Here is a 25,121-nt window from a genome sequence, read left to right as displayed (position 1 = left end):
GAGTCGCGCCTGCGCGACGGGGGCAGCGCCCCCTCTGCCCGGTCTCGTGCTATTCGCGAGGGTATCCCCGCCTTGTCGATCCGCGCTTTATCAGTTCCACGCCGAGCCGGATATGCGGCGTTTGGATGGCCGCGCGGTCGGCGATTGCGTCCCGAAGCAGGGTCATTGCCCCTGCGCCGACCTCGTAGCGCGGCGTCGCGACAGAGGTAATGCCGGGGTTCAGGTGCCGCGACATTTCAAGGTCGTTAAAGCCGCAGACACCCAGATCGTTGGGGACGTTGATGCGACGGCGTTCGGCCTCGAACAGCGCGCCGGCGGCGAGGTCGTCGTTATTGCAGAACACAGCATCGGTGTCTGGCGCTTGCGCAAGAAGATCGCTCAGCAGTTGCCCGCCCATACCCACCGAGGACGGGTGGGTCGTCGTAATCACGCGGGTCGGGTCATACACGCCGCGCGCCTGCGCTTCGGCTGTGAAACCCGCAAGCCGCGCCTGCGAGCGCGGGTCCATTCGCGCGCCCAGAAATCCGGGCTTTTTGTACCCCGCATCGATCAAGTGCCGCGTGCCTTCGACCGCACCATCGTAGTGTGAGAACCCGATCATGAGATCGATCGGAGAGTCCGACACGTCCATAATCTGCACGACGGGACAGGGGGCGGACTTGAGCAGGGTCCGTGCGGCGTCGGTTTGGTCGATCCCTGCCACAATCAGCCCCGCAGGGCGCTGACGCAGGAAAGTGCGCAAAAGGTTTTCTTCCTTGCTGGGGCTATAGCGGAAATTACCGATTTGCACCGATAAGCCCGACCCGTCGATCACATCGTAAACACCGCGCAAGACGTCAGAAAACACCGCGTTGGTCAGCGATGGGACCAGCAGACCCACCACATTTGTCCGCTCGGACGCAAGCGCCGAAGCGGCTTGATCCGGTACATACCCAAGCAGTTCGATCGCAGCCTGAACCTTCTTTCGCACACCAGCCGAGACCATGTCGGGGGCACGAATCGTCCGCGATACCGTGATAGCGCTGACACCGGCCTCTGCCGCGACTTCGTTCAACGTAACCCGCTTGTATTTAATGTTCTTTTCCATGCGTTAAAACCTATCACGTGCGCAGGTCCTTGTGAATAGTTGACAGATGACAGCGCTGTCATTAGCGTCCGCCCATCGTCACCGTTTACGGTCACGACTTTTTAGGGAGGATAAACACATGCGCTTTACCGCTAGGCTTCTGGCCGCAACCGCACTTGTCAGCGCCGGGCTGGCCGGTGCCGCTGCTGCACAGGATTTTTCGCTCAAGTTCCAGTCATCTGATCCGGCAGGCAACGCCAACTTCTTGCTTCAGCAAGAATGGGCCAAAGACGTCGCCACCAAAACCGACGGCCGCGTCGAGGTCGATCTGCTGCCCGTTGAAACAATCGTCGCCCATACTGAATCTCAGGATGCCGTGGCGGCTGGCATTATTGATGGCCACGTCACTGATACCTCTTATTTCGCAGGGAAAGAGCCGGCGTTTGGTCTGATTGCCAATCCGGTCGGGGCATGGTCCGACCCGCAGCAGATGTTCGACTTTATGGAGAACGGCGGCGGCAATGAGCTGATGAACGAAATGCTTGAACCCTACGGTTTGCATTTCATCGGCGCGACGACCCCCGGCCTCGAGGCGTTTCTGTCGAAGGTGCCGCTGGACGGTGTGGACGATCTGAAGGGGCTGAAGATGCGCGCGCCCGAAGGTATGGTGCAGAAAGTCTTTGCCGCGGCGGGCGCGTCTCCGGTCAACCTGCCTGGCTCCGAGGTGTTCACCTCGCTTGATAAGGGCGTGATCGACGCGGCGGATTATACCGTCTTCTCGACCAACCACGCGCAGGGCATGCATGACGTGGCGAACCATCCTGTATATCCCGGCTTCCACTCTATGCCGCTGGTCGAGGTGTCGATCAACAAAGGTGTATGGGATTCGATGCCCGAGGATATCCAAAGCGCATTGGTGGAGTCCGTAAAAGACTTCCGGCAGCTCCAGGTGTCGACCTTGGCCGAACGTGACATGGCCGCGGTGAAAGAAGCCGAAGCCAACGCCGATATCACCGTGCACAATTGGTCCGATGAAGAGCGTGCGAAATTCCGCGCCTTCGCCAAAACCGAATGGGAGAAGGCGGCCGAAGCATCCGACGCATCGCGCAAGGTCTATGACACGCTGACCGCCTATCTCGAAGAAAACGGGCTGCTGAAATAAGCGCCGAAGCACCAGCACCCTTCCGGACAGACCGGAGGGGTGAACGCTCGGGAGGGGCATATGCAAGACAGGACAGATCCCAACGTCGCGGCCAGCGCACCCGTGGATATTGACGCGCCCAAGGGGGCGATCCCAGAGGCCGGGCTGCTAGGGCGCGGCATCGACCGGATTGGCATCCTTTTTGCCTTTGCGATCCTCGCCTCTGCCGCGATCCTCGGGATCGAGGTGGTGTTGCGCTATGTTTTCGACGCCCCGACGATCTGGGCGCATGAGACGGTGATCTTTCTGAACGCCACCGCTTTTGTTTACGGGGGGCTTTATGTTGTATCGCGGGATGCGCATATCCGTGTGGTCCTGATCTATGACTACCTGTCAGCCCCGTGGCGGCGCATTTTCAATGTGGTGATTTCGCTGGTCTGCCTCGTGGCGACGGCCTTCTTCGGCTGGGCCGCATGGCAAAGCCTTGTGCGTGCGGTCTGGACGCCAACCGGTGCGATCCGGCTGGAAAGCAGCGGCAGCGCATGGGATCCACCCACGCCGGGGATGCTTAAAATCTTTCTCTTTACAATTCTCGTGGTCATGGCCGTGCAGTTCGCTGTGCTTGCTTGGAACTACATGACAAAACAGGACCGGTGATGGACCTTCTCGCAGCGCTGTTCGACTTTAAGGCCATGGGGATCGAAGTGGCGACAGGGGCGATGTTCGTCACCTTGTTCCTGCTGCTGATCACCGGCATGCCACTGGCTTTCGTGACCCTGCTCGTGGCGCTGATTTTTGCGCTTGGCTGGTTCGGGCCGATGGCCGTGCCGTTGATCACCAGCCGCATCTTCAGCTTCGTCAACTCCTTCGTCTTTGTGTCCGTACCGATGTTCGTATTGATGGCCGCGATCCTGGATCGGTCGGGCATTGCACGCGATCTGTTCGACGCCATGCGCGTGGTCGGTGGCCGTCTGCGGGGCGGTATCGCGATCCAGACTTTGCTGGTCGCCGTGGTACTGGCCGCCATGTCCGGCATCATCGGGGGCGAGGTGGTGCTGCTGGGTCTGCTGGCGCTACCCCAGATGTTGCGGCTTGGTTATGACCGGCGTCTGGCCATCGGCGTATGCTGCGCGGGCGGGGCCTTGGGGACAATGGTGCCCCCGTCCATCGTCTTGATCATCTATGGTCTGACGGCGTCCGTCTCTATCGGGGATCTGTTCACCGCGTCCTTCCTGCCCGGTCTGATGCTGGCAAGCTTCTATATTATCTACGTGCTGGTGCGGGCCTACATGAACCCCGACATCGCCCCGATCCCGGAACCGGACGAGACCTCGACAGCCGAGAAGATGCGTCTGCTCAAAGGGTTGATCTTGCCAATCATGGTGGTGATCTTTGTGCTGGGGTCGATCTATGGCGGCATTGCCTCGGTCACCGAAGCCTCTGCCATCGGGGTGATCGGCGTGACCCTATCCACGATGATCCGCGGCGAATTCACCACAGAACTGATGGTGGGCGCGGCCAAGCGGACGCTCGCGACCGTCGGGATGATCGTCTGGATCGGGATCGGTGCCTCGGCACTGGTCGGGGTCTTTAACCTGATGGGCGGCATCACCTTTGTCTCTAACCTGATCACCGGCGTGTCCGACAATCCAACCGTGATTGTCTTGTTCATGATGGCGATCCTCTTTGTCCTTGGGATGTTTCTGGACTGGGTAGGGATTGCGCTGCTGACCATGCCGATCTTTGTCCCGATCATTCGCGATCTTGGTCTTGATCCCGTGTGGTTCGGTGTGGTCTTCGCCATGAACATGCAGGTCAGCTTCCTGTCGCCGCCCTTTGGTCCCGCCGCCTTCTATCTCAAGTCGGTGACACCACCCGATATCTCTTTGGGAGAGATCTTCCGTTCTCTCCTGCCCTTCATTGCCCTTCAAATCCTCGCGCTTGCTATTCTCATTGCCTTCCCTGGCGTGACCGGCCGCTGAAAGACGAATTATGACCGACACCAAATCTCTGCGCTCCCGTAAGTGGTTCGACAATCTCGACGACCCCGAGATGACCGCGCTCTATATTGAACGCTACCTGAACTACGGGCTCACGCTTGAAGAACTGCGGTCGGGCAAGCCGGTGATCGGGATCGCGCAGACCGGCAGCGACCTGAGCCCTTGCAACCGCCACCATATCGAGCTGGCCAAACGGACCCGCGACGGGATCATCGCCGCCGGAGGCATCCCGATGGAAATTCCGGTGCATCCTATCCAGGAAACCGGCAAGCGTCCGACCGCGATGCTGGACCGTAACCTCGCCTATCTTAGCCTCGTCGAAAGCCTGTATGGCTATCCGATCGACGGCGTCGTGCTGACCATTGGCTGTGACAAAACCACGCCAGCGCTGCTGATGGCAGCGGCGACGGTGGGCATGCCCGCCCTGGCCTTCTCTGTCGGGCCGATGCTGAACGGCTGGCACCGGGGCGAACGCGCAGGATCGGGATCGGTGATCTGGCAGGCGCGGCAAGAGCTGGCGGCCGGCTCAATCGACGCCGAAGAATTCCTCGAGATCGCGGCCTCTTCCGCCCCCTCGGTCGGGTTCTGCAACACGATGGGCACCGCATCGACGATGAACTCCCTGTCAGAGGCTTTGGGCATGCAGCTGCCCGGCGTTGCCTCTATCCCCGCACCTTACCGCGAACGCGGGCAAGCGGCCTATCATACGGGAAAACGTATCGTTGATATGGTCCATGCCGACCTGCGCCCGGCCCAGATCATGACGCGCGCAGCCTTCGAGAATGCCATTGTCGTCAACTCCGCGCTAGGAGGATCGACCAACGCGCCGATCCACCTCAATGCCATCGCCGCGCATCTTGGCATCGCGCTGAGCAACGGAGATTGGGAAGAATTCGGCCACGCCGTGCCACTCCTCGTCAATATGCAGCCCGTCGGCACCTATCTGGGCGAAGACTTCCACCGCGCGGGGGGCACAGCCGCTGTGATCGGTGAATTGTTGCGGGCCGGGCTTTTACCACATCCCGATGCGCTGACTGTGACCGGTCAAACGATCGCCGAACTCTACACCGACACGCCGATCCTTGATGAGGATGTGATCCGCCGCGCGGCGTCACCGTTAAAACCCAATGCGGGTTTCCTGAACATGCGCGGCAACCTGTTCGACAGCGCCTTGATGAAAACCTCTGCCATCGACGCGGGCTTTCGGGCGCGCTATTTCTCGAACGCGCAAGAGGCTTTTGAAGGCCGTGTCGCGGTATTCGACGGGCCAGAAGACTTTCACGCCCGCATCGATGACCCCGCGTTGGGGCTGACCGATGACAGTGTTCTGGTGATGCGTGGCGCAGGGCCCAAGGGCTATCCCGGCGGGGCCGAGGTGGTGAACATGCGCCCGCCAAGCTATCTGATCAAACAGGGCGTCCGCGCCCTGCCATGTATCGGCGACGGGCGGCAGTCGGGCACCTCTGGCTCGGCGTCGATCCTGAATGCGTCGCCCGAAGCTGCGGATGGGGGCGGGCTTGCGCTGTTGCAAGACGGCGATCCGATCCGGATCGACCTGAAACAGCGCCGCGTTGATGTGCTGCTGGACGAAACCGAGCTTGCCGCGCGCCGCGCGGCCCTTGACGCTGCGGGGGGCTATGCGCAGCCAGAAAGCCAATCCCCCTGGCAAGAGATCTTCCGCGAGAAGGTACGCCCCTTCTCCGAAGGTATGGTCTTTGAAGGTGCTACCGAATACCGCGACATCACCAGCCGCGGCCTGCCGCGCAACAACCACTAACCCATGCGCGACTTCGATATTATCTGCATCGGCGAACCGCTGGTCGAGTTCAACCAGATCAACGGGACGCAGTGGCACCAGGGATTCGGTGGTGACGTGTCAAACGTCGCCATTGCCGCTGCCCGTCTCGGCGCGCGCAGCGCCATCGCAACGCGCTTGGGCGACGACGGTTTCGGGCAAGAGCTTCGCAAACTCTGGAGCCGCGAGGGCGTCGATGCCTCCTGCATTGCGACGGACGCATCAGCCCCGACGGGGCTCTACTTCGTGCGGCACGGGTCAGATGGGCACCGGTTCGAGTATCGTCGCGCGGGATCTGCTGCCAGCAGAATGACCGCAGACAGCTTGCCTGTTGAGGCCATAGCGCGCGCCCGGTTCACCCATCTGTCGGGCATCACTCTGGCGATCAGTGCCAGCGCGCGCGATGCCGGTCTGGACGCGATGCGTATCGCACGGGCGGCCGGACGGCAGATATCTTTCGATCCGAACTTGCGGCTGGCGCTCTGGCCCCTTGAGAAAGCCCGTTCCGTGATTACCCAAGCGCTCGGGCTGGCGGATATCGCGCTGCCTGGTCTGGATGACGCGCGCCAGATTACGGGTCTGGACACCCCCGAAGACATCGTGCGGGCATTTCATAAAATGGGGCCGGATGTAGTCGCCCTGACCCTCGGAGAGGACGGCGCGCTTTTGGGGCACGCCGGGACGATAACGCATATCCCCGGCGTTCGGGTCACAGCCGTCGACGCCACAGGTGCCGGAGACTGTTTCGACGGGGCTTTCCTGACCCGCCTGTCAAAAGGTGACACCCCCGAAGCCGCATGCCACTACGCCGTCGCGGCCTCTGCGCTGTCCGTCCAGGGCTACGGCGCCGTCGCCCCGCTGCCCACTGTTGCCGACATGGCGGCGGGTTAAGCAAACGCCTGCGCGACGGGGGCCGCGCCCCCTCTGGACACTCCGTGATGCTTGACCCTAGGGTACGCCGAAACAGCACCAAGGATCATGCCCATGCCAGCCCCCTTCAACGCGTTCAAACAGGCTTTGAAACAAGGCGATACCGTCTTTGGCTGCTGGCTGGGTCTTGCGGACACCTATAGCGCCGAACTGATGGGGACAGCCGGTTTTGACTGGCTGGTGATCGACGGGGAACACGCGCCGAACGACCTGCGCTCTATCATGGCGCAGCTTCAGGTGCTTGAAGCCTCTGACAGCCACCCCGTTGTGCGCGTCCCCGTGGGGGAGACTTATCTGATCAAACAGATGCTGGATGCGGGGGCGCAGACCCTGCTGGTGCCTATGGTGGATAACGCCGATCAGGCCCGCCAACTGGTGCGCGATGTCACCTATCCGCCTCACGGCGACCGCGGTGTCGGCTATGCGCTGACCCGTGCCGCGCGTTTCTCGCAGATCGCGGATTACGGCACCACGGCGGATGATGAGATCTGCCTGCTGGTGCAGGTCGAAAGCGTGAAGGGCCTTGAGAACCTGAATGCGATCCTCGCGGTCGACGGGATCGACGGCGTGTTCATCGGCCCTGCGGATCTGGCGGCTGATATGGGGTACATGGGCAATGCGCTCCACCCCGATGTACAAGACGCGATCATGACCGCGCTGCACAAGATACACGCGGCGGGCAAGGCACCGGGCATCTTGTCGACCCACGACGACATGACCCGCGACGCGCTTGAGGCCGGGGCGCAGTTTGTTGCGGTCGGGGCGGATGTTCTGCTGCTCAGCCACGCGGCGCAAGCGCTTGCGGGCAAATGGCGTGACACACTGACATGACACGCGGGGTAGCTTTGTTGGGGCTGGGCTATGTGCTCAGCCAGTTTTTCCGTGCCTTTCTCGCCGTGCTCAGCCCGTCACTGCGCGTTGATCTGGGGGCCACGCCCGAAGACCTCGCCTTTGCGTCGGGGCTTTGGTTCTTCTCCTTTGCGGCGATGCAACTGCCTGTGGGATGGGCGCTGGATACAGTCGGGCCGCGGCGCACGGCGGCCAGCTTGCTGCTGGTGGGCGGGGGCGGCGGGGCGGCTTTGTTCGCGGTGGCGACGCAGCCGCTGCACATCAATCTGGCGATGGTCCTGATCGGGATCGGCTGTGCGCCGGTGTTGATGGGAGCCTACTATATCTTTGCGCGTGAATTCGCACCAAGCCGCTTTGTCGTGCTCGCCTCCGTCATGGTGGGCATCGGCACGCTTGGCAATCTCGTTGCATCCTATCCGATGGCGATTGCGGCGGAAACGATCGGCTGGCGCGCGTCACTTTGGGGGCTTTGCGCCATCACCACGCTCACGGCGGTTGGCATCTGGAGCGTCGTGCGCGACCCCGCTACCCCCGAAGGGGAACAACGCGGCAGCCTTCTTGGCGTGTTCAAGATCAAGGCGCTGTGGTTCATCTTTCCCATCATGAGCGTCAGCTACGCTCAGGTCGGCGCGTTGCGCGGGCTCTGGATCGGTCCCTATTTCGAGGATGTCTTTGCCGCGAATGCTCACCAGATCGGCTGGGCGACCCTGTTGATGGGGATCGCGATGGTGGCAGGCAGCCTTGCCTATGGCCCGCTGGACCGCGTGATTGGCAGCACGAAATGGGTGATTGTCGGGGGCACGGCGCTGAACCTCGCGGCCTTGGTGGCGCTTATGCTTTTCCCCGACAGTGGCATCATTCTTGCCACGGCGCTGATGGCCGCTGTCGGTTTCTTTGGCGCGACCTATGCGGTGATCATCGCCCACGGCCGCAGCTTTATGCCGCCGCAGCTGGTCGGGCGGGGCATGACCCTGTTGAACCTGTGCAGCATTGGGGGCGTTGGCGTGGCGCAGTTCCTGTCGGGCCGCGTCTATGCGGCCAGCCAGCCCGCCGTCACCGCGCAGGCCCCCTATGTGATGATTTTCACCCTGTTTGCCGCGCTCATGGCAGCGGGTCTGTTCGTTTACCTGTTTTCCCGCGATGCAGGCGAATAGGCCACGCCCCCTTCCCCCGCGGGCCCAAGCGGTATAAGAGGCCCGCACCATCACATTTTAGTATTGGAGTTTTAAGATGGGTTATCGCGTCGTCATCGCGGGTGCCACAGGCAATGTGGGCCGTGAAATGCTGAACATTCTGGCCGAGCGCCACTTCCCTGTAGACGAGATCGTGGCACTTGCCTCGCGCAAGTCTATGGGATCCGAAGTCAGCTTTGGCGACAAGACGCTCAAGACGAAAGACTTGGATACGTTCGACTTCACGGGCTGGGATATGGCGCTGTTCGCCGTCGGTTCGGAAGCGACCAAAAAATACGCGCCCAAGGCCGCCAAGGCCGGTTGCGTGGTCATCGATAACTCGTCGCTGTACCGCTACGATCCGGATATCCCGCTGATCGTGCCAGAGGTGAACGCCGACGCGATCCACGATTATTCCAAGAAAAACATCATCGCGAACCCGAATTGCTCGACCGCGCAGATGGTTGTCGCGCTCAAGCCGCTGCACGACCGCGCCACGATCAAACGTGTTGTCGTGTCGACCTACCAGTCGGTGTCCGGTTCGGGCAAAGACGGCATGGACGAACTTTGGGACCAGACCAAATCGATCTACAACCCCACCGACGACAAGCCAGCGAAGAAGTTCACCAAACAGATCGCCTTTAACGTGATCCCGCATATCGACGTGTTCATGGATAGCGGTGACACGAAAGAAGAGTGGAAGATGATGGTAGAGACGAAGAAAATCGTCGATCCCAAAATCAAGGTCACAGCGACCTGTGTCCGCGTTCCGGTCTTCGTGGGCCACGCCGAATCGATCAACATCGAGTTCGAAGAGCATCTGGACGAGAACGAGGCCCGCGACATCCTGCGCGAAGCCCCCGGTATCATGGTGATCGATAAGCGCGAAGACGGTGGCTATGTCACCCCCGTTGAATGTGCGGGCGATTTCGCAACCTTCATCAGCCGCATCCGTCAGGACAGCACGATCGACAACGGTCTGAACCTGTGGTGTGTCAGCGACAACCTGCGCAAGGGTGCCGCATTGAACGCCGTGCAGATCGCGGAACTGCTGGGCCGCGAAGTGTTGAAAAAAGGCTAAGCGCCCCCTGATCTTTATGTCGGGAAAGGCCAGTGCGATGCGCTGGCCTTTTTCATCTCCGACATGTCCAGATCAACGCTGCCGCGGGCGCTTTGGCCATCAGGCGGCGCTCTGTTTGTCTGACAGCGTGGCAAAGTCGAACCACAGCTCTTGTTGCCGGTATCCGCCCTTGATCAGATGCCCGCGTCGCAGCACCTCGGGAAAGTCATCGGCCCAGTCACGGTAGCGGTCATTGCTCACGACAACCGCCCCCATCTCGCGCGCGGCGGTCAGGATGAAGGGATCGGCCGGCGATCCGCTTGGCACGACCATCACCTGATCCACCGGCAGTTTCAACATCGCCGCCAGCGCCGCATCATCTTTGTAAGCGTTCGTCAGCAGATGCCCTGCGTTGGCATCAAAGACCACGCCTGTCTTGAAGCCAAGGTCTTTCAGAGTCCGCACCACGTCCTGCACGGGCGTGATCAGCGGCGTGCCGCCCCACCAGTACATGACGTTTGACCCGTCAATCACCACCGCCCCACGGGCACTGCGCCGGGATTGCCCCGCCAGCCAGACCCGCGCCTCCCGCAGGAGCAAGATGGCGCTGGCGATGGCACAAGGCCCCGCCAGCAAAACCAGATCCCCCCAAACCGGTTGGGAGGTCGCGATGACCGTACCAATGATCGACACGGTCAGCAAAAGCGCAGGAACGATCACGCGCAGGTGCCGCCGGAACCGTCCCTGTCAGACCAGCCCATTATACGGGCCGGAACATCTCTTTATCGGCGCTATAGCACTCAAGCCCGCCCTCGCCGATGTTGTGCCACAGGCCGTGCAACGTCAGCTCTCCCGCTTTGACCTGCTGCGCCACAAAGGGGAACGTCATCAGGTTCTCAAGAGAGGTCATAACAGCGTGTTTCTCAAGCTGGCGTGCCTGCTCTTTCGGGTCTTCGATGTCCGAAACCGCATCGTATTTCGGGCGCAGGATATCCATCCACCGACCGACAAAGCTGTCTTTGGCATCCAGCGCTGGCGCGTTGCCTTTGCACATGTCCAGACAGCCCTGCACACCGCCACAGCTGGAGTGACCGAGCACGATAACATGCGCGACTTTCAACGACTGAACCGCATATTCAACCGCGGCCGACGTCCCGTGCTGCTGCCCGTCAGGCTGGTAAGGTGGCACCAAGTTGGCGATATTACGGTGAATAAAGAATTCACCCTGATCCGCCCCAAAGATCGATGTTACATGCACCCGGCTATCGCAGCACGAAATGATCATCGCACGAGGATGCTGCCCGTCGCTGGCCAAACGGCGGTACCATGCCTCGTTTTCAGCGTAACTGGTTGCTTTCCATCCGTGATACCGTTGAACCAGATAATTCGGGAGCGGTTTCGCGTTATCCATCTCTGTCTCGCCTTTACTAAATTTTAGCCAAAATACTCTGAATTCGCATCGTATTCGAGCGAAAACGCACACGGCCGTAAACGAATTGGACATCAATTGGCCGACATAGTGCAGATGCGCTGTGGGGGCGTAATGATGAGGTGACTCTAATGTATGTATTGCAAATGCGGCCAGTCGAACAAGTCCGCGTAGATCAGGAACGTCTGGGTATCCTGTATGACCAACTGGGTGAATCAGGGGCCGAAGATGTCGTCTGTCGCGCGATGGAGGAATTGGCCCTGCGCATGTCCCACTGCGACCGTCTGTATCAGGCATCCAACTGGCTTGAGCTGCGTAAAAACTGCCGGTCGCTGATTGCCATTGCCGAACAGGTGGGGCTGCAAAAGCTGGCAAACGTCGCGGGGGATGTGATCTGCGCGATTGACCAGAACAGTCACGTCGCGATCGGGGCGACGCTCACGCGGCTGATCCGCATCGGCGAACGGTCGCTGACCGCAATCTGGGACACGCAGGATGTGACCCTTTGACGGGCTTGCAGCGCCACAGGATACGTCTAGGCTGCGCGCGACTATCATGCACGAAAGGCCCAGCCCTATGTCCGCTCTCTTCGCCGACCCCTCCGCCGCTGCGATCCCGCTGCATCTGATTGCCTCCGATGCCCTGCCTGACTGGCTTGAGGGGCAATCCGATGCCACACGCACTTGGGTCGCGGCACAGGGGTTTACCGGCGCGTTGGGGCAGGCGTTGACGCTGCCGGGCGAAGATGGCGCGCTGCGCATGGCTCTGGCGGGATACGGCACGGCCAGCGCCCGCAAACGGGGGCGCTTCCATCTGGCAGGTGCCGCGGCAAAGCTGCCCAAGGGCGACTATGACCTGTACGCCGACCTGCCCGCGGCAGAGCTCGCGGTGGAGGCTCTGGGGTGGCTGCTCGCGTCCTATCGGTTTGACCGCTATGCCTCGCAATCTCCGATGGCCGCCCGCCTTGTTGCGCCCGCTGGGATCGACGCCGATCACATCCGCGCCCTCGCCGAAGGGGAAATGCTGACCCGCGACCTGATCAACACGCCCGCCTCGGATATGGGCCCGCCCGATCTGGAAGCCGCAGCACGTAAACTGGCAGATCAACACGGGGCGCGGATCTCTGTCATCACGGGCGACGATCTGTTGGCACAGAACCTGCCGCTGATCCATACCGTCGGCCGCGCCGCCGACCGCGCGCCCCGGCTGATCGACCTGACCTGGGGCAAAACCGGGAAAAAGCTGACGCTGGTGGGCAAAGGCGTGTGTTTTGACACCGGTGGGCTGAACCTGAAACCCGGCGCGTCGATGGGCTTGATGAAAAAGGATATGGGTGGCGCGGCGGCGGTGCTGGGTCTGGCGCATATGATCATGGCCACGGGGATGGACCTGCAACTGCGCGTGCTGATCCCCGCGGTTGAAAACGCGGTCTCCGGCAATGCTTTCCGCCCCCAAGACATCCTGACCTCGCGCAAGGGCCTCACGGTCGAGATCAACAATACCGATGCCGAAGGCCGGTTGGTGCTGGCCGATGCGCTGGCTCTGGCGGACGAGGACAAACCCGATCAGATTATCTCTATGGCGACGCTGACCGGTGCCGCACGGGTCGCCGTGGGCCCCGATCTGGCCCCCTATTTCAGCGACGATCCCGATTTCGTCGCCGCGTTGGAATCCGCTGCCGCCACCCACGCCGACCCTGTCTGGCGTATGCCTTTCCACACGCCCTACGAGCCGCTGATCGAACCCGGTATCGCCGATCTGGATAACGCCCCCTCTGGCGGGTTCGCGGGCTGTATCACCGCCGCACTGTTTCTGCGCCGTTTCGTCACCGACAGCGCCTATGCGCATTTCGACATCTACGGCTGGCAACCAAGCGCCGCCCCTGCCCGCGCCAAAGGCGGCGTGGGTCAGGCCACACGCGCGCTGCATGCCAGCCTCGGGGCGATCTTGTCAAAATGACCGACCGACGCCTGCATCCCGACCCCAAGCGGATCACCGAAAAGACAGCGGCGCAGATCACCCTACCGGTCGTTGATCTGAACCGCAGCCCCGACGGCCCCCGCGACCGGCAAGCGCTCTTGGGTGAGGCGCTGACCGTGCTGGATCGCACCGATGGCACCGCCTATGTGCAACTGACCAAGGACAACTACTGCGGTTACATATCCGAAACCGCCATCGGCCCTGCGGTCCGCCCGACTCACGTCGTCACCGCACCCACCACCCACGCCTATACGCGTGCCGATCTGAAATCACCGGATGTCAGCAGCCTCAGCTTTGGCAGCCGCGTTATGGTGACGGGAACGGAAGGCCGATTTGCCCAGACCTCGCTTGGCCATATCCCGACCCAACACCTCGCGCCGCTGCCGCACGCTTTCCCGGACCCCGCCGCCGTGGCAGAGCTGTTTCTCGGCACGCCCTACCTCTGGGGCGGGAACAGCCGCTGGGGGATCGATTGCTCGGGCCTCGTTCAGGCCGCCTTCCTCGCCTGCGGCATTCCCTGCCCCGGCGACAGCGACCAGCAGCAGACCAGCTTTGCCGACCCCATGGCAGGTGCAGGCCCCGTCCCGCGCGATATCCAACGCAATGACCTCCTGTTCTGGAAAGGCCATGTGGCGCTGGTCCTCGACCCCGCCACCATGATCCACGCCAATGCGCATCATATGGCCGTCACCCGCGAACCCATCCAGGACGCACTGACCCGTATCGCCAAAACCGACGGCCCGCTGACCGGGCACAAACGGCTAAACCCTTCCAAATGGCCTTAAATCCATCCGCCCCCTCATCCGGCGCGGCGGTCTAGGGGTCGACGGCGCGGATCATCTTGCGTTCCAGCACGCGCAGCACGGCAGCCAGATCCTGACCGCGGCGCAGCACCTGCCCATTGGCCCCGATCACCGCGTACATCCCTTGCTTCAACCGCAGCTTGGGGCGTTTCTCAATCCGGTAAAGCGGCATCTCTGCAGTGCGCCTGAAGATTGAAAACACCGCGACCTCGCGCAGCGAAGAGATTCCATAGTCGCGCCATTCCCCCGCCGCGACCATGCGCCCATAAAGCGACAGGATCGGGCCAAGTTCCGTCCGGTGAAAGGAAACCTGTTCGGGCGCGCGTTCATTCTGCGGGTGTGAGGGATGAATATGCACTGTCATGTTTTGACAGTTGCGCCCTTCGCCGCTCAAATCAAGAGAGCCGCCGATCAATTCTCTTGAAAGCGTTACATTATCTGTGCAAGCATCCAAATTGTGAAACATAAAGGCCCGCCATGACCCCGCAACTCCGCGCCGAAAAATCCGCCGCTGCCATGTGGTCCACCGATACGGCCAGCCAGTCTTTGGGGATGCGCATCGACCATATCGCCCCCGGCGCGGCGGATCTGTCGATGGTGGTCACCGCGGCCATGTTGAACGGCCACGGCATCGCCCACGGCGGGTATATCTTCACCCTCGCCGACAGCGCCTTTGCCTTTGCCTGCAACAGCTACAACCAGCTTGCCGTCGCCCAGCAGAACCAGATTTCCTACCTCGCACCGGGGAAGGCTGGCGAACGGCTGCACGCGGCGGCACGCGAACAATCCAGAACCGGACGCTCCGGCGTCTATGACGTGACAGTCACGGGGGAGGACGGGCGCACCATCGCCTTGTTCCGTGGCCTGTCACGCACCATCAAAGGCCACCATTTCGAGGAGGAAATGACCCCATGAAAGACCTCACGCCTGCCCGATCATCGCTTGACCCGATCGAGCTTGCCAGCCGCGATGAAATCAGCGCCCTGCAATTGGAGCGGCTGAAAAAATCCCTGCACCACGCCTATGCGAATGTGCCTTTCTACCGTCAAAGCTTTGATGCCGCAGGCGTCCACCCCGACGATCTGAACGACCTGAGCGATCTGGCGAAATTCCCCTTCACTGTCAAAACCGACCTGCGCGACAACTACCCCTTCGGCATGTTCGCCGTGCCCCGCGACCAGCTGGCGCGCATTCATGCGTCCTCGGGCACCACCGGCCAGCCGACGGTTGTGGGCTACACCAAGAATGACCTCGCCACTTGGGGCAGCGTCATGGGGCGGTCCTTGCGCGCGGCAGGGCTGAAACCCGGCGACATGCTGCATAACGCTTATGGATACGGGCTGTTTACCGGAGGGTTGGGGGTGCATCTGGGGGCAGATAGCCTTGGGCTAAGCACCGTACCGATCTCGGGCGGGATGACCCCGCGACAGGTCCGCCTGATCGAGGATTTCAAACCCGACGGCATCACGGTCACACCCTCTTATGCGCTGTCGATCCTGGATGAATACGCGCGCCAGGGCATCGATCCGCGCCAGTCTTCGCTGCAAGTAGGTATCTTCGGGGCCGAACCCTGGACCAATGCCATGCGGCTCGAGATTGAACAGGCGTTTGATATGCACGCTGTCGATATCTACGGCCTGTCCGAGATTATGGGCCCCGGCGTATCCTGCGAATGTGTCGAAACCAAAGACGGTTTGCACATCTGGGAGGATCATTTCTACCCCGAGGTCATCAACCCCGAAACCGGCCAGCCCGTGGCCGATGGCGAACAGGGGGAGCTGGTCTTTACCTCGCTCACCAAAGAGGCGTTTCCCATCATTCGCTACCGCACCCGCGATCTGACCCGCCTGCTGGCCGGCACCGCCCGCAGCATGCGCCGGATGGAGAAAGTCACCGGCCGCAGCGACGACATGATCATCCTGCGCGGCGTCAACGTCTTCCCCACCCAGATCGAAGAGGCGCTGATGGCCACCCCCGGTCTCGCCCCGCATTTCCAGATCGAGCTCAGCAAGCCCGACCGCATGGATCAGATGCGGGTGCTGTGCGAATGTGTCGACGCCACCGTCGACGATGCCGCCCGGCAAACAGCGGCACAGCAGCTGGCCGCGCAGATCAAGGAAACCGTGGGCATCAGCGTGATGATCGACGTGGGCGATGTGAACACCATCACCCGTTCCGAAGGCAAAGCGGTGCGGATCATCGACAACCGGCCCAAGGGCTAAGCCGCGTAGCGCGCCAGAAACACATCGACCGCGCTGTCTACCACGCGGTCGATCTCTGCCTGAGAAATCCTGTCGATGATACCGAAGGTCAGTCGTAGCCAGACATCCCCCTTGCAGAGCTCTCCGAATTGGTCGGCCGCCAGTAGCGGGTCCTCCATACACAACTGCCCACGAGCGACAGCAGTCTCGAAGTACCCCGCCATCTCGCGCCGGACCACAGCTGGGCCGGAATTATAAAAGCGCTGGCCAAGCTCGGGGAACCGGTCACATTCGGCCACACACAGGCGAAACATCTGCTGACCAAAGGTCGATGTGATGAACCCCAACAGATGTCGACCGGCCAGCCCCAGCACCACACGCGGCGGCGCATCGGTGTCGATACTGTCGAAAGCCTGCCGCGACTGACGGGCACATTCGGTATCGGCGACCTCCATGAACAACAGACGTTTGTCGGGGAAATAGCTGTACAGCGTCGCCTTGGACACGCCGGCGGCACTGGCAATCGCGTCCACGCTCGCGCCCTCGAACCCGTCCGCCATAAAGACATCACGCGCCCCCGCAAGAACCTGATCGAATTTACGGCCCTTGCGAACCTTGGTCTGGTCAATGGTCATGAAGGCTCCGGCAGTTTGAAGGGCAGAGTATAAACTGAACCGTTCAGTTCCAAGTCCCAAATGCAGCCCCCCACCCCAAAGCCTGTGTATTTGCGTCACAGCACTGTTGCCCCGTTGCACGAAGCACAGGCAGCCGCTACCAATTTCACATGCTGGCGATCTTTCTCAAGACACTTCCCTTTTTCGCGCTGATCGGCTTGGGCTATTGGGCCGGGCGCACGCGGTTCTTCACGGCAGAGGCCACGGCCTATCTGACCAAATTCGTCTTCTACTTCGCCCTCTCTGCCATGCTGTTCCGCTTCTCCGCCAACCTGTCCTTGGCCGAGGTCTGGGACAGCCGCCTTGTCGCGGCCTATCTATGGGGCACCGGCTTTGTCTATGGCATCGCAACGCTGACAGGCTTTCTGCGCCGCCTCGATGTTCCCGCCACCGCGATGGAGGCCCAATGTGCCGTGATCGGCAACACCGGCTTCCTTGGCGTGCCCATGCTGACCCTGCTGCTCGGGGCAGAGGCAATCGGCCCCGTCGTGCTGGCCCTGGCGGTGGATCTGATCGTGTTTTCCAGCCTCATCGTGATCCTGATCACCGGGGCGCGCGATGGTCAGCTGAGCCTGCGCGCCCTGCGCACGATTTCCGTGGGGCTGGTGAAAAACCCGATGATCGTCGCCATGACCCTTGGCTTTATCTGGTCCGGCCTGCAGATCCCGATCCCTGACCCGATGAACGAATTTCTGGCCATCCTCGGCGGGGCCGCGACCCCCGGCGCGCTTTTTGCCATCGGGGCGTCGCTGGCGACGAAATCGGCGGAAAAGCTGCATGTCGCGGGCTGGCTATCGTTTTGCAAACTGGTGCTGCACCCGGCCTTTGTGGGTTTTGCCGCGCTGTGGCTGTTCAACGTCGATCCGTATAAGGCGGGCGTGATCATCGCCACCGCCGCGCTGCCGGTCGCGGGCAATGTCTATATGCTGGCCCAACATTATAACGTCGGGCCGCAACGTGTGTCTGCCGCAATCCTTGTCTCGACTCTGCTCAGCATCCTCAGCGTCAGCCTTATCATCGCGTGGGTCACCGCGCTTTAGCCTTCACCCTTTTCCAAATACTCAGCCAGCGCAGCGTCCTGCCCTTGCCGCGCAGACCGAGGGCCGATAGCCATAGGCCAACCAGACACAGGAGACGCCCGATGAAAACGATTTCCGAAAACGCCAGCTTCAAAGGCACCCAAGGCGTCTATTCCCACCGTTCCACCGCCTGCAACTGCGACATGACCTTTGCGCTGTTCCTGCCCGAAGAGGCGCAGCAGGGCCCGGTGCCCTTGATGTGGTTCCTGTCCGGGCTGACCTGCACCCATGAAAACGCGATGACCAAAGCGGGGGCGCAGGCATGGGCTGCGGAACACGGGATCGCGGTGGTCTTTCCCGACACCTCCCCCCGCGGTGAGGATGTGGCCGACGACGACGCCTATGATCTGGGCAAGGGCGCGGGCTTCTATGTGAACGCCACCCAAGACCCATGGGCACCGCATTTCCGGATGTGGGACTATATCGCCGACGAACTGCCGGCGCTGCTGGGTGAAAACTTCGCGCTGGATATGGACCGGCAGGCGATCTGCGGCCACTCCATGGGCGGGCACGGGGCGCTGACGCTGGCGATGAACCTGCCGGGGCGCTTTACCTCGGTCTCGGCTTTCGCGCCGATTGCGCATCCAACCAGCAGTGACTGGGGCCGCAAACAGCTGGCAGCCTATCTAGGCAGTGACGAGACGACCTGGGCCAAACATGACGCGACGCTTTTGATGGCGGAACGCGGCTTTGACGGGCCGATCCTCATTGATCAGGGCACCGATGACCAATTCCTTGATCTGCTGAAACCCGAAGCATTGGCCGAGGCGACGGCGAAAGCCCGCCAGAACGCCACATTGCGAATGCAGCCGGGCTATGATCACAGCTATTTCTTTATCTCGACCTTCATGGAGGACCACATCGCCTTCCACGCCGATGCGCTTTATGCGCGGTAGGGCGCGGCGATGACGGTGCTTTATATCGACGCGGACGCCTGCCCCGTGAAGGCAGAGGCGGAACGCGTCGCCACCCGCCACAAGGTGCGGATGTTTGTGGTGTCCAACGGCGGGCTGCGTCCCTCGCAGAACCCGCTGGTCGAAACCGTGATTGTCCCCGACGGCCCCGACATCGCCGACATCTGGATCGCCGAACGCTGCGGCCCCGGTGATGTCGTGGTGACCGGCGACATTCCCCTTGCCGCCCGCTGCGTCGAAGCCGGCGCGCGGGTGCTGAAACACAACGGCGAAGCGCTGACCGCAGCCAATATTGGCAATGTGCTGGCAACGCGTGATTTGATGGCCGACCTGCGTGCCGCGGACCCGTTTCGCCAGGGCGGCGGCAAAGGGTTTACAAAGGCCGACCGCTCCCGTTTTCTGGACGCGCTAGAACGCGAGCTTCGCGCGGCACAACGATAGGGCAAGGGCGGTGCAGGTGCCCCCATCGACCCGGCAAAAGGAAGAGCACATGAAACCAGCGGCAGTCGTCTTTGACATCGGAAATGTGCTGATCGAATGGCAGCCCGAACGGTTCTATGACTCCGTGATCGGAGAGGACCGCCGCCGCGCCATGTTCGCCGAGGTGGACCTGCACGGCATGAACGATCTTGTCGATAGCGGCCAGCATTTCACCGACACGATCTATGCCGCCGCCGAAGCCAACCCCGTCTGGCGCGATGAGATCCGCATGTGGCATGATCGCTGGATCGAAATGGCCGCCCCCGTGATCCCCCGCTCTCTCAGGCTGAAAGAGGCGCTGCAGGCCAAGGGCGTGCCGGTGTTTTCACTGACCAACTTCGGCATCCAATCCTATGATCATGCGGCAGAACACTACCCTTTCCTGCGCGCCTTTGATCGCGATTTCATCTCGGGTCATATGGGTATGATCAAACCGGATCCCGCGATCTATGCAGCGCTCGAGGAAGGATCGGGCCTGTCCAGCGACGCGCTTTTGTTCACCGACGACCGTATCGACAATATCAACGCCGCCAACGCCCGCGGCTGGCAGACCCATCATTTCACCGGGCCGGACGGCTGGGCTGACAGGCTCGTCGCTGCGGGGCTGTTGACCGAAGCAGAGGCCGCATGACCCAGTTCGACATCATCCCCTTCGACGCCGGCGACGCGCTGCTGGACTGGATCGGCCTGACCGACGCACTGGCCGAGGGGCACAACCTGCAGCGCGCCGAAATCGCGGATACGTTTTTGTATCGGGGCAAGGATACCTTGCTGAACCGCGCCGCATGGATCGACGGGCTGGGGTTGGCGGTGAAATCCGCCACCATCTTTCCCGACAACCCCGCCAAAGGGGCACCGATGGTGAACGGCGGCGTGTCGCTTTACGCAGATGATCACGGCGCGCTCGAGGCTTTGGTGGATTTTCACCTCGTGACCAAATGGAAAACCGCCGGTGACAGCCTGCTCGCCGCGCGCAGGCTTGCCCGCCCCGACAGCCGCAAAATCCTGATCGTCGGCGCGGGCACCCAAGGGCGCGGGCTGCACGCTGCCTACCGGGCGGCGTTTCCCGATGCCGAATTCACGGTGTGGAACCGTTCCGCCCCCAATGCTCAGGCGATGGCACGTGATATCGACGGGCTGCGCGTTGCCGATGATCTTGAGACCGCGGTGCGCGACGCGGACATCATCACCAGCGCCACCATGTCGACCGAACCGCTGATCAAGGGCGCGTGGCTGCAACCCGGCCAGCACCTTGACCTGATCGGTGCCTACCGCCCCGACATGCGCGAGGTGGATGATACGGCGCTGACCCGTGCCCGGGTCTTTGTCGACAGCCTCGACACCACGGTTGATCATATCGGCGAGCTGAAGATCCCGATCGCCCAAGGTGTGCTGAGCGCAAGTGACATCGTCGCGGATTACTATGATCTCGGCGCGTTCACCCGCCAGTCAGAGGATGACATCACCCTGTTCAAAAACGGCGGCGGCGCACATCTCGACCTGATGACCAGCCGCTATATCCTTGACCGGTGGCGCGCTCACAGATGATCTGGTTTCTTCTCATTGCGGCTTTGGTCATCGCAATCCCGCTTGTGATCGAACGCAACCGTGCCGAAATGGAGGACGCGGACCGCGGCAGCGCCCTTGGTCAATTCGCAGAGCTGCCCGACGGCGTGACCCATTACGCCTGGACCGGCCCCACCCAAGGCCCTGTTGTCGTTTGCATCCACGGGTTGACCACCCCCAGCATCGTCTGGCGCGCGGTCGCACGTGGGTTGGCGTCGATGGGGTACCAGACGCTGACCTATGACCTTTACGGGCGCGGCTATTCCGACCGTCCGTCCGGCCCGCAAGATCGCCAGTTCTTTATCAAACAGCTGCAAGACCTGCTGGAAGATCAGGATGTCACCGGCAGCTTCACCCTGCTGGGTTATTCCATGGGCGGCTCTATCGCGACGTGCTTTGCCGCCGCTTTCCCCGAACGTGTCGAACGGCTGATCCTGCTGGCGCCCGCAGGGATGGGGCTGGTGCCGAACAAGCTGGTCGACTTTATGGCCAAAACCCCGCTGGTCGGCGATTGGCTGATGCTGGCACTGTTCCCGCCGACCTTCCGGCGCGGCATCAGGGCCGAACGTGACATCCCCGTGCAGGTCCGCCACATCCACGACCATCAGGCCGAACAGCTGGACTATAAGCATTATGTTCCTGCGGTGTTGGCCAGCCGTCGCGGTATTCTGGCGGATGTGCTGCGGGATGAACACCGCGCGATCCGGACGCATGATATCCCTGTGCTGGCGCTTTGGGGGCAGGATGATCAGGTGATCCCCGCGTCAGCCATCGGCAGCCTTGCCGAATGGAACCGCGCCGCCGAACACGAGGTGATCAAAGGCGCGGGCCACGGCCTGCCCTATACCCATGCGCCCCAGATCATTGCAGCGATCAAGGCGCATATCGACACGGCGGATAAAGCGACGGATTAACTCGTCACCAGCCCGGGCAACCGCTTCTCGCGGATGGGCAAATGGATCAGCGCGCTAAACGCGCCCACGGCCACACCGATCCACCACACGGCGGTGTAATCGCCGTAAGCGTCATACATCCGCCCGCCCAGCCAGACCCCCATAAAGCTGCCCAACTGATGGCTGAAAAACACGATCCCATAAAGCGTGCCCATATAGCGCAGCCCATAAATATGCGCGACCAGCCCGCTGGTCAGCGGCACCGTCGCCAACCACAATGCGCCCATCCCGATAGAGAACAGGATGACCGACACCGGCGTGATCGGCAGTAGGATAAACAACGCCGCAATCACGGTACGTCCGGTATAAATCGCAGCCAGCAGGTACTTTTTGGAATAGCGTTTGCCCGCCCACCCCGCCAACAATGTTCCGGCGATATTGGCCAGACCGATCAGGGAAATCGCCACCGCACCCAGGGCAGAGGTTGTTGTGATCCCGATGTTATGCAGCACGCCACCCGCAAGGAGCGGACCGCAAAGTTCGGTCACGAAGGCAGGAAAATGCGCGGTGATAAAGGCCAGCTGATAGCCGCAGGAAAAGAAGCCGATAAAGATGAAGGTAAATGTCGGGTCGCGCAGCGCCTTGCCCAGGATTTGCGACAGGCTTTCCTCCAGCTCGGCCTTGCTGGCCATCGCGGGGGCGCGCATCAACGGCAGCGTCAACAACATCGCCATGATCGCGCCCGCAAAGACAAGGAAGGTCGCCTGCCAGCTGAGGAACCCCAGCAACCATTCCGCCACTGGCGCACCAAAGACCTGACCCGCGCTGCCCGCCGCCGTGGCAATGGCCAGCGACATGGACCGGTTCTCGGCCGTTGAGGCGCGGCCAACCACGGCCAAAATCACGCCAAAGCCCGTTCCCGCGATCCCGAAACCGACCAGCCACGCATAGGTTTGGTGTTCAATCGGTGACACCGAATTGGCCGACAGCACCAGACCCACGGCATAGACCACGGACCCGATGATAATGGCGCGGCGGTCTCCGATCTTCTCGGCCATCGCGCCAAAGATCGGTTGGCCGATGCCCCAGGCGAGGTTCTGGATCGCGATCGCCAGCGAGAATTCGGAGCGGAGCCAGCCGAACTCTTCCGCGATGGGGATCTGAAAGACGCCAAAAGAGGCACGCACGGCAAAGCTCACCATGATGATCAGACACCCGACGATCAGCACCGGTGTGAAGATTGACGTATTTTTTTCCATGATGACCCCCGAAGCACGTGGCGCCACCGTAGCTTTGAAACCGGGGCCGTCAATTTCAAAACTGCGCGCCTATCAGCCTGCGGGGGTTCTTCCCAAAGCCTGTGGCACATTGTAAGCCAAAGGTATGACTGATTTACGCACCATTTACGATAACCGCGTTGCCGACGGCAGCCTGTCGCCGGACCCCGCGCAAGAGGCCGTGCTGCCAGAGCTTGACCGCATTCGCAGCGCCTTGATGGCCCCGCAGAAAAAGGGCTTTTTCAAGCGCGCGCCCGAGCCACCGCAGGGTCTGTATCTTTGGGGTGGTGTGGGTCGCGGCAAGTCGATGCTGATGGATATGTTCGCGGCAAATATGGGCGATGTGCCAACGCGGCGGGTGCATTTCCACGCGTTCATGCAGGAAATTCACAGCGCGATGCATGAGGCGCGGAAAACAGGAGTCGACGATGCGATTGCGCCAGTCGCAGCCGAGGTCGCGAATAGCGTGAAGCTGCTGGCCTTTGACGAGATGCAGATCACCGATATCACCGACGCCATGATCGTTGGCCGGCTTTTTGAGGCACTTTTCGCCGCTGGTGTGGTGGTGGTGACAACGTCGAACCGGATACCGGATGACCTGTATAAAGACGGTCTGAACCGCCAGATATTCCTGCCCTTCATCGAATTGATCAAAGAGAAGATGAAGGTGATGGAGCTTGCTAGCCCGCGCGACTACCGACAGGACCGGTTGGCGGGTACGAAATCCTATTTCACCCCCGTCAACCCAGAGAGCCGTGCCGCGATGAATGCCGTCTGGGATGATCTGGCTGGCGGCCCGGGGGAGGAGCTGATCCTGCGGGTGAAGGGGCGCGATGTTGTCGTGCCGGAGTTTCGCAACGGTGTCGCCCGCGCCAAGTTCCACGCGCTATGTGGTCGGCCCCTAGGGGCGGCAGATTATTTGACATTGGCAGAGGCCGTGCGCGTGTTGATGCTGGACGATATCCCCAGTCTTGGCCGGTCAAACTTCAATGAAGCCAAACGCTTTGTGACCCTGATTGACGCGTTATACGAGGCTAAGGTGAGGCTGATCTGCTCGGCCGCGGCCGAACCCGAAATGCTATATCTGGAGGGGGAAGGCACCTTCGAGTTCGAGCGTACGGCATCGCGTTTGCGCGAAATGCAGGGGGAAGGCTGGGGCGCTTAATTGCGCCGCCGCCCCGGGGTGTACCCATCCCGCTGTAGATCGACTGCAGCCAGATAGAGTGGCGCGGCCTGATTGTGGTAAAAGGCGACGGATTGGCGGATCTGCTGCCCGTCGCGATCATGATCTTGATCGCCGTCAGTCTGGCGCGCGGCCAAAGCCTTGCGTTCAGCGACAACAACCGCCGTCAGCAAACCTGCCGTATCCAGCGCACCAGAGGCTGTCGTAAGCGCCGGTGGTACCTTGAAGTCGCCTTTGGCCGCCGCGCTGTTCAGCAAAGTATCAATATAGCTGTCCGACCGTTCCGTGCTAATCGCCCAGATCAGGTAGGATTCAAGCACTTGGCCGCGTTTGCTATCATCGAACGATTGGACGATCGCGCTGACTGCATCGCCCACGTCAAAGGAAGCGTCCTTGTGCATCTTGTTGAGCAGCGTCGCAGGCGACAGCGGCACAAAGGCTGGCCCACCGGAGGCCAGATGCGCCACCTGTCCATTAGCATAGCCCTGCGCGGCGTCGTGGCCCCCTGAAGATCGCCAGTGATCGACGATAAAGGTCACACCGACAAAGATTGCGAGCAGACGGAGATGGCCGAACACCATCCTGCGCAGCGCAAGGAAATTTTGATACGTATTGGTCATTGCATTGGT

27 protein-coding genes are annotated in these 25,121 nt (G+C 61.5%); 20 read left to right on the top strand and 7 right to left on the bottom strand.

All coding sequences use genetic code 11. The annotated features are described in order from the left end of the window. Nucleotides 1–49: 49 nt before the first annotated feature. On the bottom strand, nt 50–1,087 hold the full coding sequence (locus tag B4F27_RS02235) for a LacI family DNA-binding transcriptional regulator (protein WP_286758737.1): 1,038 nt from the start codon (nt 1,085–1,087) through the stop codon (nt 50–52). Nucleotides 1,088–1,205: 118 nt separating this feature from the next. Between B4F27_RS02235 and B4F27_RS02230 the strand changes: the two genes are divergently transcribed. The 8 genes from B4F27_RS02230 to B4F27_RS02195 all read left to right on the top strand — a co-directional run bounded on the left by B4F27_RS02230 (nt 1,206) and on the right by B4F27_RS02195 (nt 10,034). Then, nucleotides 1,206–2,228: a TRAP transporter substrate-binding protein gene (locus tag B4F27_RS02230; protein ID WP_286758736.1), complete on the top strand. Its 1,023-nt coding sequence runs from the start codon at nt 1,206–1,208 to the stop codon at nt 2,226–2,228. Between the two features lie 60 nt (nt 2,229–2,288). Next, nucleotides 2,289–2,864 carry a TRAP transporter small permease subunit gene (locus B4F27_RS02225; RefSeq protein ID WP_037942663.1) on the top strand — a complete coding sequence of 192 codons (576 nt, stop codon included), beginning with the start codon at nt 2,289–2,291 and terminating at the stop codon, nt 2,862–2,864. Beyond that, nucleotides 2,864–4,189 (top strand): TRAP transporter large permease, encoded by a 1,326-nt coding sequence (locus tag B4F27_RS02220; RefSeq protein ID WP_074636446.1) that lies wholly within the window; start codon nt 2,864–2,866, stop codon nt 4,187–4,189. The genes B4F27_RS02225 and B4F27_RS02220 overlap by 1 nt, the downstream gene beginning before the upstream one ends. Before the next feature lie 10 nt (nt 4,190–4,199). After that, complete coding sequence (locus B4F27_RS02215) at nt 4,200–5,984, top strand: IlvD/Edd family dehydratase (protein WP_286758735.1); 1,785 nt, start codon at nt 4,200–4,202, stop codon at nt 5,982–5,984. 3 nt (nt 5,985–5,987) lie between these two features. Beyond that, the gene (locus tag B4F27_RS02210) at nt 5,988–6,893 is read left to right on the top strand and encodes a sugar kinase (protein WP_286758734.1); all 906 of its coding nucleotides are present in this window, start codon (nt 5,988–5,990) and stop codon (nt 6,891–6,893) included. A gap of 93 nt (nt 6,894–6,986) precedes the next feature. Beyond that, on the top strand, nt 6,987–7,763 hold the full coding sequence (locus B4F27_RS02205) for an aldolase/citrate lyase family protein (RefSeq protein WP_037942656.1): 777 nt from the start codon (nt 6,987–6,989) through the stop codon (nt 7,761–7,763). Continuing rightward, nucleotides 7,760–8,935 (top strand): MFS transporter, encoded by a 1,176-nt coding sequence (locus B4F27_RS02200; protein ID WP_074636451.1) that lies wholly within the window; start codon nt 7,760–7,762, stop codon nt 8,933–8,935. The genes B4F27_RS02205 and B4F27_RS02200 overlap by 4 nt, the downstream gene beginning before the upstream one ends. Nucleotides 8,936–9,011: 76 nt before the next feature. Next, nucleotides 9,012–10,034, top strand: a complete 1,023-nt coding sequence (locus B4F27_RS02195; protein WP_005850430.1) for an aspartate-semialdehyde dehydrogenase — start codon at nt 9,012–9,014, stop codon at nt 10,032–10,034. A gap of 99 nt (nt 10,035–10,133) precedes the next feature. On the opposite strand, the gene B4F27_RS02190 is transcribed toward B4F27_RS02195, so the two are convergent. Next, the gene (locus B4F27_RS02190) at nt 10,134–10,733 is read right to left on the bottom strand and encodes an NYN domain-containing protein (RefSeq protein WP_005850432.1); all 600 of its coding nucleotides are present in this window, start codon (nt 10,731–10,733) and stop codon (nt 10,134–10,136) included. Nucleotides 10,734–10,773: 40 nt separating this feature from the next. After that, nucleotides 10,774–11,424 carry a carbonic anhydrase gene (locus B4F27_RS02185; protein WP_037965419.1) on the bottom strand — a complete coding sequence of 217 codons (651 nt, stop codon included), beginning with the start codon at nt 11,422–11,424 and terminating at the stop codon, nt 10,774–10,776. A 149-nt stretch (nt 11,425–11,573) separates the two neighbouring features. On the opposite strand from B4F27_RS02185, the gene B4F27_RS02180 reads away from it, so the two are divergent. The 3 genes from B4F27_RS02180 to B4F27_RS02170 all read left to right on the top strand — a co-directional run bounded on the left by B4F27_RS02180 (nt 11,574) and on the right by B4F27_RS02170 (nt 14,207). Then, entirely contained in the window at nt 11,574–11,951 is a 378-nt protein-coding gene (locus B4F27_RS02180; protein WP_005850435.1) for a hypothetical protein, read from the top strand. A 67-nt stretch (nt 11,952–12,018) separates the two neighbouring features. Further along, nucleotides 12,019–13,401 (top strand): leucyl aminopeptidase family protein, encoded by a 1,383-nt coding sequence (locus B4F27_RS02175; protein WP_286758733.1) that lies wholly within the window; start codon nt 12,019–12,021, stop codon nt 13,399–13,401. Further along, complete coding sequence (locus tag B4F27_RS02170) at nt 13,398–14,207, top strand: C40 family peptidase (protein WP_286758732.1); 810 nt, start codon at nt 13,398–13,400, stop codon at nt 14,205–14,207. Before B4F27_RS02175 ends, B4F27_RS02170 begins: the two co-directional genes overlap by 4 nt. A 31-nt stretch (nt 14,208–14,238) precedes the next feature. Here the strand turns inward: B4F27_RS02170 and B4F27_RS02165 are convergent, their stop codons facing one another. Next, complete coding sequence (locus tag B4F27_RS02165) at nt 14,239–14,589, bottom strand: DUF2794 domain-containing protein (RefSeq protein ID WP_037942884.1); 351 nt, start codon at nt 14,587–14,589, stop codon at nt 14,239–14,241. Nucleotides 14,590–14,702: 113 nt separating this feature from the next. On the opposite strand from B4F27_RS02165, the gene paaI reads away from it, so the two are divergent. Beyond that, nucleotides 14,703–15,140 (top strand): hydroxyphenylacetyl-CoA thioesterase PaaI, encoded by a 438-nt coding sequence (paaI, locus tag B4F27_RS02160; RefSeq protein ID WP_037942645.1) that lies wholly within the window; start codon nt 14,703–14,705, stop codon nt 15,138–15,140. Further along, entirely contained in the window at nt 15,137–16,447 is a 1,311-nt protein-coding gene (gene paaK / locus B4F27_RS02155; protein WP_074636459.1) for a phenylacetate--CoA ligase PaaK, read from the top strand. The genes paaI and paaK overlap by 4 nt, the downstream gene beginning before the upstream one ends. On the opposite strand, the gene B4F27_RS02150 is transcribed toward paaK, so the two are convergent. Then, complete coding sequence (locus B4F27_RS02150) at nt 16,444–17,061, bottom strand: TetR/AcrR family transcriptional regulator (protein ID WP_286758731.1); 618 nt, start codon at nt 17,059–17,061, stop codon at nt 16,444–16,446. The two genes, paaK and B4F27_RS02150, sit on opposite strands and share 4 nt — an antisense overlap. Before the next feature lie 149 nt (nt 17,062–17,210). On the opposite strand from B4F27_RS02150, the gene B4F27_RS02145 reads away from it, so the two are divergent. From B4F27_RS02145 to B4F27_RS02120, 6 genes are all read left to right on the top strand, one after another. Then, on the top strand, nt 17,211–18,140 hold the full coding sequence (locus B4F27_RS02145) for an AEC family transporter (protein WP_286758730.1): 930 nt from the start codon (nt 17,211–17,213) through the stop codon (nt 18,138–18,140). 101 nt (nt 18,141–18,241) lie between these two features. Then, nucleotides 18,242–19,075 carry an S-formylglutathione hydrolase gene (gene fghA / locus B4F27_RS02140; RefSeq protein ID WP_286758729.1) on the top strand — a complete coding sequence of 278 codons (834 nt, stop codon included), beginning with the start codon at nt 18,242–18,244 and terminating at the stop codon, nt 19,073–19,075. Nucleotides 19,076–19,084: 9 nt separating this feature from the next. After that, nucleotides 19,085–19,534 carry a YaiI/YqxD family protein gene (locus B4F27_RS02135; protein WP_005850449.1) on the top strand — a complete coding sequence of 150 codons (450 nt, stop codon included), beginning with the start codon at nt 19,085–19,087 and terminating at the stop codon, nt 19,532–19,534. A gap of 49 nt (nt 19,535–19,583) precedes the next feature. Beyond that, nucleotides 19,584–20,204: an HAD family hydrolase gene (locus B4F27_RS02130; RefSeq protein WP_286758728.1), complete on the top strand. Its 621-nt coding sequence runs from the start codon at nt 19,584–19,586 to the stop codon at nt 20,202–20,204. Beyond that, the gene (locus B4F27_RS02125; RefSeq protein ID WP_286758727.1) at nt 20,201–21,121 is read left to right on the top strand and encodes an ornithine cyclodeaminase family protein; all 921 of its coding nucleotides are present in this window, start codon (nt 20,201–20,203) and stop codon (nt 21,119–21,121) included. Before B4F27_RS02130 ends, B4F27_RS02125 begins: the two co-directional genes overlap by 4 nt. Next, nucleotides 21,118–22,053, top strand: coding sequence for an alpha/beta fold hydrolase (locus tag B4F27_RS02120; protein WP_286758726.1), 936 nt, complete (start codon nt 21,118–21,120; stop codon nt 22,051–22,053). Before B4F27_RS02125 ends, B4F27_RS02120 begins: the two co-directional genes overlap by 4 nt. Here B4F27_RS02120 and B4F27_RS02115 read toward each other — a convergent pair. Then, complete coding sequence (locus B4F27_RS02115) at nt 22,050–23,291, bottom strand: MFS transporter (protein ID WP_286758725.1); 1,242 nt, start codon at nt 23,289–23,291, stop codon at nt 22,050–22,052. The two genes, B4F27_RS02120 and B4F27_RS02115, sit on opposite strands and share 4 nt — an antisense overlap. A 124-nt stretch (nt 23,292–23,415) precedes the next feature. Between B4F27_RS02115 and zapE the strand changes: the two genes are divergently transcribed. Beyond that, on the top strand, nt 23,416–24,474 hold the full coding sequence (zapE, locus tag B4F27_RS02110; protein WP_074636470.1) for a cell division protein ZapE: 1,059 nt from the start codon (nt 23,416–23,418) through the stop codon (nt 24,472–24,474). Here zapE and B4F27_RS02105 read toward each other — a convergent pair. Beyond that, nucleotides 24,471–25,112, bottom strand: a complete 642-nt coding sequence (locus tag B4F27_RS02105; RefSeq protein WP_286758724.1) for a hypothetical protein — start codon at nt 25,110–25,112, stop codon at nt 24,471–24,473. The two genes, zapE and B4F27_RS02105, sit on opposite strands and share 4 nt — an antisense overlap. Nucleotides 25,113–25,121: the final 9 nt, after the last annotated feature.

The organism is Sulfitobacter sp. UBA1132 (assembly GCF_002311545.1).
Taxonomy (GTDB): Bacteria; Pseudomonadota; Alphaproteobacteria; order Rhodobacterales; family Rhodobacteraceae; genus Sulfitobacter; species Sulfitobacter pontiacus.
The sequence above is the reverse complement of the archived record's forward strand: the minus strand, read 5'-3'. Positions and strand labels throughout refer to the sequence as shown.

Excerpts from the sequence above, each read along its gene's own strand:
- B4F27_RS02165 (WP_037942884.1), bottom strand. The coding sequence starts at position 14,589 with ATGACAGTGCATATTCATCCCTCACACCCGCAGAATGAACGCGCGCCC.
- fghA (WP_286758729.1), top strand. The coding sequence starts at position 18,242 with ATGAAAACGATTTCCGAAAACGCCAGCTTCAAAGGCACCCAAGGCGTC.
- B4F27_RS02115 (WP_286758725.1), bottom strand. The coding sequence starts at position 23,291 with ATGGAAAAAAATACGTCAATCTTCACACCGGTGCTGATCGTCGGGTGT.
- B4F27_RS02135 (WP_005850449.1), top strand. The coding sequence starts at position 19,085 with ATGACGGTGCTTTATATCGACGCGGACGCCTGCCCCGTGAAGGCAGAG.
- paaI (WP_037942645.1), top strand. The coding sequence starts at position 14,703 with ATGACCCCGCAACTCCGCGCCGAAAAATCCGCCGCTGCCATGTGGTCC.
- B4F27_RS02220 (WP_074636446.1), top strand. The coding sequence starts at position 2,864 with ATGGACCTTCTCGCAGCGCTGTTCGACTTTAAGGCCATGGGGATCGAA.
- B4F27_RS02145 (WP_286758730.1), top strand. The coding sequence starts at position 17,211 with ATGCTGGCGATCTTTCTCAAGACACTTCCCTTTTTCGCGCTGATCGGC.
- B4F27_RS02150 (WP_286758731.1), bottom strand. The coding sequence starts at position 17,061 with ATGACCATTGACCAGACCAAGGTTCGCAAGGGCCGTAAATTCGATCAG.
- B4F27_RS02215 (WP_286758735.1), top strand. The coding sequence starts at position 4,200 with ATGACCGACACCAAATCTCTGCGCTCCCGTAAGTGGTTCGACAATCTC.
- zapE (WP_074636470.1), top strand. The coding sequence starts at position 23,416 with ATGACTGATTTACGCACCATTTACGATAACCGCGTTGCCGACGGCAGC.
- B4F27_RS02235 (WP_286758737.1), bottom strand. The coding sequence starts at position 1,087 with ATGGAAAAGAACATTAAATACAAGCGGGTTACGTTGAACGAAGTCGCG.
- B4F27_RS02120 (WP_286758726.1), top strand. The coding sequence starts at position 21,118 with ATGATCTGGTTTCTTCTCATTGCGGCTTTGGTCATCGCAATCCCGCTT.
- B4F27_RS02210 (WP_286758734.1), top strand. The coding sequence starts at position 5,988 with ATGCGCGACTTCGATATTATCTGCATCGGCGAACCGCTGGTCGAGTTC.
- B4F27_RS02200 (WP_074636451.1), top strand. The coding sequence starts at position 7,760 with ATGACACGCGGGGTAGCTTTGTTGGGGCTGGGCTATGTGCTCAGCCAG.
- B4F27_RS02230 (WP_286758736.1), top strand. The coding sequence starts at position 1,206 with ATGCGCTTTACCGCTAGGCTTCTGGCCGCAACCGCACTTGTCAGCGCC.
- B4F27_RS02170 (WP_286758732.1), top strand. The coding sequence starts at position 13,398 with ATGACCGACCGACGCCTGCATCCCGACCCCAAGCGGATCACCGAAAAG.
- B4F27_RS02205 (WP_037942656.1), top strand. The coding sequence starts at position 6,987 with ATGCCAGCCCCCTTCAACGCGTTCAAACAGGCTTTGAAACAAGGCGAT.
- paaK (WP_074636459.1), top strand. The coding sequence starts at position 15,137 with ATGAAAGACCTCACGCCTGCCCGATCATCGCTTGACCCGATCGAGCTT.
- B4F27_RS02105 (WP_286758724.1), bottom strand. The coding sequence starts at position 25,112 with ATGACCAATACGTATCAAAATTTCCTTGCGCTGCGCAGGATGGTGTTC.
- B4F27_RS02180 (WP_005850435.1), top strand. The coding sequence starts at position 11,574 with ATGTATGTATTGCAAATGCGGCCAGTCGAACAAGTCCGCGTAGATCAG.
- B4F27_RS02125 (WP_286758727.1), top strand. The coding sequence starts at position 20,201 with ATGACCCAGTTCGACATCATCCCCTTCGACGCCGGCGACGCGCTGCTG.
- B4F27_RS02225 (WP_037942663.1), top strand. The coding sequence starts at position 2,289 with ATGCAAGACAGGACAGATCCCAACGTCGCGGCCAGCGCACCCGTGGAT.
- B4F27_RS02175 (WP_286758733.1), top strand. The coding sequence starts at position 12,019 with ATGTCCGCTCTCTTCGCCGACCCCTCCGCCGCTGCGATCCCGCTGCAT.
- B4F27_RS02185 (WP_037965419.1), bottom strand. The coding sequence starts at position 11,424 with ATGGATAACGCGAAACCGCTCCCGAATTATCTGGTTCAACGGTATCAC.
- B4F27_RS02195 (WP_005850430.1), top strand. The coding sequence starts at position 9,012 with ATGGGTTATCGCGTCGTCATCGCGGGTGCCACAGGCAATGTGGGCCGT.
- B4F27_RS02130 (WP_286758728.1), top strand. The coding sequence starts at position 19,584 with ATGAAACCAGCGGCAGTCGTCTTTGACATCGGAAATGTGCTGATCGAA.